We start from the raw sequence: 6,313 nt of genomic DNA on the forward strand, positions 1-6,313 counted from the left end.
TTTTTTACCTTTCTGCGACAATTTTATTTTTTTTAATTTTGCCAAAAGGTTTAAAATAAGTAATGAATGTCATAAATGCTAAACAACTTAAGTTAAATAATCCGGTTATAATGATTGATAGCCAAGTTGATTCGAATTTACTTTCTTTAAGAGCAGCAATCCCGGTATGTTCTGCGGCCTTAACTAAGTATGAAAACCAGTCATATAAAAAGAAAATACCTAGAAAAATAACTAAAATAGTTAAAGCTAATTTAATAACCACCCAATAATATTTTACTAAACCCCATTGCGTCCAATTAGATAATAAAATACCAGTAAATAATGTTGCTAATGCCGGATATTTCAGTAAATTCTCATCAATTATATGCATGCTTGATAATGTATAAATAAGTTGCTCTGAATTTTGAGCATTTCTCAAATAAAGACCTAAAATGATCAGACATAACGTCCCACCAAACCAAGCACATACTGCCAAAACATGTATGCTGACTAGAATGTTCTTTTTCGTTAAATTCATTTTCTTTTTCGCCACTATTTTTTACCTCCGTTTTAAATCGATTTATATTTTTAATGATAGTGGCAAGATATAAAACTACTATTATCGATTTCTTAAATAATTCTTAAATAATAGCTGAAACCAATTTGATGTCTTATGTAAAAGAAACTCACAGAAATCTTACGTTATCTGTGAGTTTCTTAATTTTATTTTTCTGCATTTTTACTAAACCTTATCGCTTTATTTATTTGTTCTTTATTTACACTTACTAATCCATACCATGTTTTGGGGAATGAATTTCTTTGTCGTATTTTCGACTTCAAAATAAATAATTGGTCTTAATACTTTAACTGCATAATCTTTATTTTCAAAAAATGGATCAATAGGAATTTCTTCTTTTTTTGTTTCATTTGGACTTAAAATGATTGGCCCACTTAAATTTGTTATACTTCTACTACTCTTTAAATTCATTAAAAAATTTGTAATGGCTAGTTCTATGAACAAAAATTCCAATCAAAAAAAGAGTCATCCCACACATTGAGATAACCCTTTAAAATACAGTTTTGAATCTAATCTTTAAAACGATACCCAGCCCCCCATATGGTCTCAATAAAATTTGGATTAGACGGGTCGACTTCTATTTTTTCACGTATTTTGCGAATATGAACAGTTACTGTCGATATATCTCCTACTGTTTCAAATCCCCAGATTCGATCAAATAATAATTCTTTGCTAAATACTTTATTTGGATTTGAAGCAAGAAAAGTAAGTAAGTTAAACTCTTTCGTCGTGAAAATTTTTTCATCTCCATTTACGAGAACTTTTCTTGAATCCTTTTGAATCGTAAGTCCTCTGATTTGAAGTTCATCTTCATTTATTTGGCCTTTACTTGCTAATCGCTGATACCTAGATAAGTGAGCTTTGACTCTAGCTATTAATTCACTAGGGCTAAATGGTTTCACGATAAAATCATCCGCTCCTAAACCAAATCCCCTAATTTTATCGATATCCTCTGTTTTGGCTGATACAATTAGAATTGGAATATCTTTGTTTTCGCGTATTTTTTTGCATATTTCAAAGCCATTCATTTCAGGTAGCATTAAATCTAGAATAACTAAATCAAATTTATTCGTTAAAGCTTTTTGAAGTCCGCTTCTTCCATTAGATTCAATTTCAACTTCAAATTCATTAATCTCTAAATAATCTCTTTGTAATAATGCGATACTTTGATCATCTTCAATGATTAAAACCTTTTTCATTCTGTCACCTTTGCTATTGATTTCTTATTTAATGAAAGAAATATATTTGTATATTCACCAATTTCACTCTCTGCCCATATTTCTCCACCGTGCTCTTCTATTATTCTTTTTGCAATGGCTAGTCCTAATCCAGTACCACCTGTTGTTAAATTTCTTGAAGGATCAGCGCGGTAAAAGCGATCAAAAATAAACGGAAGGGCTTCTTTCGAAATTCCTTTACCATTATCATGAAATCGTATCGTGATTTTTTCTTGATTTTCGATTAAATTTATCGAAATTAGTTTCTCATCTTTATCCATGTACTTCAAACTATTTTGAATAATATTTGTCATAACACGTTTAAATTGCTCTCGGTCCATAAGAATAATACATTCTTTGCAATCCACATTACTAATGAAGCTAATTTTTACATTGATCGGTTCTAAATCAAATTTTAGCTCCTCAATACTATCTACTAAATAATCATATATATTTACTTCTTCAAAATGAAATGGAACTCTTTTTAAATCTAACTTTGAATAAAGGAATAATTCATTAATCAAATGGTCCATATCCAAAGTTTTCAAATAGATTGTTTCGATATATCGCTCCATTTTTTCTGGTGTATTCGCTACGCCATCTTTAATCCCCTCAATATACCCTTTTATTGAAGTAATTGGTGTTTTCAGATCATGTGATATATTTGCAATTAGTTCTTTTCGATTCTCTTCATATTTCTTCTGAATTTCAGCTGACTCTTTTAGATTTCGTCTCATTAATTCAAAGCTAACCGCTAATTGACCAAGTTCATCTTTGTTTAATGGCTTCACTTCAACCTCTAAATTCCCTTCACTAATATGTTTCGCTGCAATTGTTAGATTTTTTACCGGTCTCAAAATGCTTCTTGAAACAAAATATGAAAGCAATCCATTTGTAAGTGCAAAAATAGGGACAATGATACCAAAACGAAAGAAATAAAATGAATGTGGAGGATGATCATTAAATATTGGATCCAACACCCTATAATAAAATATACCTAGCAAGATCTCGATCAAGATAAAAGAAATAATCGGTATAACAATCATTGCAATATTAGATAAGATTAACCTTTTTCGAATCGACAAAATAGACTCCAACTTTCAAAGAATGATGAACGAGTAATTAAACTACACACTATATTTATTATGACATTAGTATATTTCAGAGAAATTAATTACGTATTATTAAATTCTTAAATAATTCTTAAATTATATACCAGTTACATTATAAATCGAAGCTTAAGTACAAAAAAGTGTGACGCATACAATTTGCGCCACACTAATAAATGATTATAATTTACTACAAACTTCCAATAAAATTCATCTTCTCTACTTCTAGATCATCGTATGCACCATCTAGTAGTTTTCGTACATCTTGTAGAGTATTTTGCAAATTTACAGATGCACCTTTTATACGAGTGAATTCTTCGGCTACAAATAATGGTTGTGTTAAATAGGCTTCAAGTAATTCACCACGTTTATATGTTAATTTTTCATGTTCAGGTAATGAGTCGATTCCATGAATTGTTACTAATGATCTTAGTTCACGGTATCTTCGGAGTAATTTCTGCGCTGCTTTTTGTACTTGGTTGTGGGCTTGCTCTGGTTGATGATCTTCCAATACTGTAGATGTTGATTGAATAGGATTAATTGCAGGATATTTATGTCTAAAAGCTAAGTCCGCATCAAACTGCCATAATGTTTCGAGTGGTCCATAAGGGAAATCTTCATCTACAGCTTCTCCCTTTAAGTCAACTAAAAAAGTCGTTACATCTTCAATCCCAATATCAGCTAATCTTTGTTGAAGACGGTTAATTTCACCCGAAATGACATTCGAACGATCTGCTGCAAAAGCAACATCTACATTTTTTCCAGTTTTGGCAATCGTGTCATACACTTCATCAATTGTATTACACACCAAGTTAATATCAGCTTTAATTGCGTCTAAATCTGGATGCTCACCTTCTGGCTTTAATAAAATCGTAAAATATGAATCTTTTTTTAATTTATAAAACATTTCCGCTAATACGACTAGTTGGCCCATGCCTGGTCTTGCAACTAATCCTACTGTACCCCCTTTTACTAATGGAGCAAATAAATCAAGCGTTTTAATCCCAGTTTCAATCATCTCAATCTTCTCCCCTCTAATAATAAGTTCATCCAAAGTACATTCTGCTAATGTTGCTAAAGCAACTAATGTTCTTACTTCTGACCGGCCAATTGGAATTTTTCCAGTACATAAATTTGATACTGTTGCTGGTCTAAGTCCAACAGATTTTGCTGAACTAGTTAAATTTGGTACTCTACGGCGTAACAACGAAACGTTCAAACGTAAATTTTCCATTTTTCTCCTCCTTTAAGTATAATTTATTCGAATTTACAGAATTATGCAAGTGAATTTTACTCTGAAAAGTAAAATAATTACTCTTTGGAGTAAAAAAGAGTTTTTATCTCGATTATCATTTTTGGAAAAACATCAAAAAAAAGAAGAATGGCTCAGATTCTTCTTCTTTTAGTAATTTATTTATAATTTAATTGATTTTAGCCTTATTTAATCGAAACACTTAGACTATATTATTGTTTTTCTCATAATATTTAATGATTTCATTTAAAAAATTCATGATTCTTGATCTTTATTGCAGTTTCAAAGATTTTAATTGCAGTTTTGACTTTTTTATTTGCAGTTCTGACAATTTTATTTGCAGTTTTAGTTTTTTTATTTGCACTATACAAAATTTATTTGCAATTTTACATTTTTTAATTGCAGTTTTCTAAAATTTAATTGCAGTTTTGCCACTTTTATTTGCACTTCTCAAACAGCACTAAATAAACATTAATCTCTACAATTGTCTTCTACTCAGTTTTTCAATTATCTTTGGTATCTCGGAATGATCCTCAACAAAATTCTCTGCTTCAAAATCTTCATAAAAAAGAACTTGTTTCCAAATTGCATACATTCCTAAATTTCTTGCAGCTTTATAATCATTATCTGGATGAACTCCAATATAAACTGCTTCGTTCGCTGAGACATGAAAGTAATCTAATGCTTTTTGAAATATCTTTGGATTCGGTTTACTAATTCCTTCAATTTCCGAAATTAAAATAAGCTCAAAAAAAGCTGAAACTCCTAGGGCCTTTATGTTTTTCACTTGAAATTGACCTCTTCCATTTGTGATCATCCCCAACTTGTAGTTACTTCTTTTTAAGTCAAAGAGAATCTGTTTTAAATTTGGAAATGGAATGCAATAATTTTTAAAATTTCTTTCTTGTTTTATTCAACTAAGGCATGCGTTAGTTGCATAAGTAATATTTTGGGTACTACTTTTTTTTATTATGCAATTCAAATGACTCTTCAGATTCATTCCATTTTACGTGTACTTGTATGACTTCATCTTTGTCTACTTTTGCTCCACCTTCGGAACTCCCTCGGGAAGTAAATACTCGTTCTTTAGGAGGTTCAGAGAATTCCGCCTTTGATTCCCCGCTACTGCTATTTGTCTTGAAGGAATACACTAGTTTTTTCATAGATGATAGCTCTTTTAAAGAGCCCTTAAACTTTAATACAAGTTCATAATTATCTTTAATAGAATAAGATATTACACCTTTATCATTTTTTCGTGTTGTTTCTGTTCCTTTATAAAGATATTCAGATTCCCAATGTTCACTTTCTCCAATAAATTCATAATTATAGTTAGTAGTCTTATTGTCAGTAACCTTATTTTTAGTATTATCTGTTGTTTCTGTACATGCTGTTAAAGCCAGTATTGTAAATAATAATAGCGTGAGTATTTTTTTCATTTTATTTCCTCCTTTTTACAATTTTAATTTACCATATAATCCCATTTCGCTTATAGATTTTATTCGACATTATTTGTTAAAAACCTTGTTCAACTAAACTGCCATTTGTTAAATAAAAAAAGCCGCATATAAGCAGCTCGTGTTCTTCAACTATTGCATTAGTTAGTTTAACAATATTTTTTCTTTATTATCTCAATTGAAGGCTGGTCCATTCCCGTAATATTAGATATTAAATTTAAATCAATTCCCTCTTTTAGTGCTTTTCGTATGGTTGTTAGGTTGTGTCTTATTTCTGAAAGTCTATGATCTAAATGGATATGGTCAAAAACTAAGTAATCATCTGTAACTTCCCCATCCAAATCGAATTCAAGAGAGTATGTACCAATCTCTTTATCAAAGTAATAAATATCCACAGTAAAAATCAAAAACGCTTCAATCCTTGAATATCTATACTTTAATTCAATAGACCGTTCATAAACTAGAATGAATTCATCGTACAACTTTCCTTTAAATGTATCCAAATAGTCGTATTTTTCTTCCTTACGCCAATTCCTAAAACTTTCCCAAAATCCATTAATAGTTCTATTTTTTGCATCGTGCTTTTGTTCCCATTCCATTAATGTTTTAGCGTTCAATCTCACCACTCGCTTATATATTTTTATAATTTCTTTAAAAGATTCCACGTTATTTTACTTCAACTATCGCATGAGTTTGTTGAAGAAGGTCATTATTTATTTTTATTA

At 30.1% G+C, this 6,313-nt stretch carries 8 protein-coding genes; all 8 read right to left on the reverse strand.

The features are described 5' to 3' along the window. Positions 1-4: 4 nt before the first annotated feature. Complete coding sequence (locus CN601_RS06280) at positions 5-532, reverse strand: hypothetical protein (RefSeq protein ID WP_098170505.1); 528 nt, start codon at positions 530-532, stop codon at positions 5-7. Between the two features lie 219 nt (positions 533-751). Continuing rightward, on the reverse strand, positions 752-1,009 hold the full coding sequence (locus tag CN601_RS06285; RefSeq protein WP_098170506.1) for a hypothetical protein: 258 nt from the start codon (positions 1,007-1,009) through the stop codon (positions 752-754). Between the two features lie 56 nt (positions 1,010-1,065). Continuing rightward, positions 1,066-1,755: a response regulator transcription factor gene (locus CN601_RS06290; protein WP_098170507.1), complete on the reverse strand. Its 690-nt coding sequence runs from the start codon at positions 1,753-1,755 to the stop codon at positions 1,066-1,068. Continuing rightward, the gene (locus CN601_RS06295) at positions 1,752-2,858 is read right to left on the reverse strand and encodes a sensor histidine kinase (protein WP_098170508.1); all 1,107 of its coding nucleotides are present in this window, start codon (positions 2,856-2,858) and stop codon (positions 1,752-1,754) included. The genes CN601_RS06290 and CN601_RS06295 overlap by 4 nt, the downstream gene beginning before the upstream one ends. A gap of 214 nt (positions 2,859-3,072) precedes the next feature. After that, a complete protein-coding gene (locus CN601_RS06300) occupies positions 3,073-4,116 on the reverse strand; it encodes an ATP synthase beta subunit C-terminal domain-containing protein (RefSeq protein ID WP_098170509.1) in 1,044 nt (347 codons plus the stop codon). A 496-nt stretch (positions 4,117-4,612) separates the two neighbouring features. Next, positions 4,613-5,047 carry an HAD family hydrolase gene (locus tag CN601_RS06305; protein ID WP_098170510.1) on the reverse strand — a complete coding sequence of 145 codons (435 nt, stop codon included), beginning with the start codon at positions 5,045-5,047 and terminating at the stop codon, positions 4,613-4,615. Positions 5,048-5,090: 43 nt separating this feature from the next. Then, positions 5,091-5,570: a hypothetical protein gene (locus tag CN601_RS06310; protein ID WP_098170511.1), complete on the reverse strand. Its 480-nt coding sequence runs from the start codon at positions 5,568-5,570 to the stop codon at positions 5,091-5,093. Between the two features lie 167 nt (positions 5,571-5,737). After that, positions 5,738-6,205 (reverse strand): hypothetical protein, encoded by a 468-nt coding sequence (locus CN601_RS06315; RefSeq protein WP_142317312.1) that lies wholly within the window; start codon positions 6,203-6,205, stop codon positions 5,738-5,740. Positions 6,206-6,313: the final 108 nt, after the last annotated feature.

The organism is Bacillus sp. AFS017336, assembly GCF_002555445.1.
Classification (GTDB): Bacteria; Bacillota; Bacilli; order Bacillales; family Bacillaceae_G; genus Gottfriedia.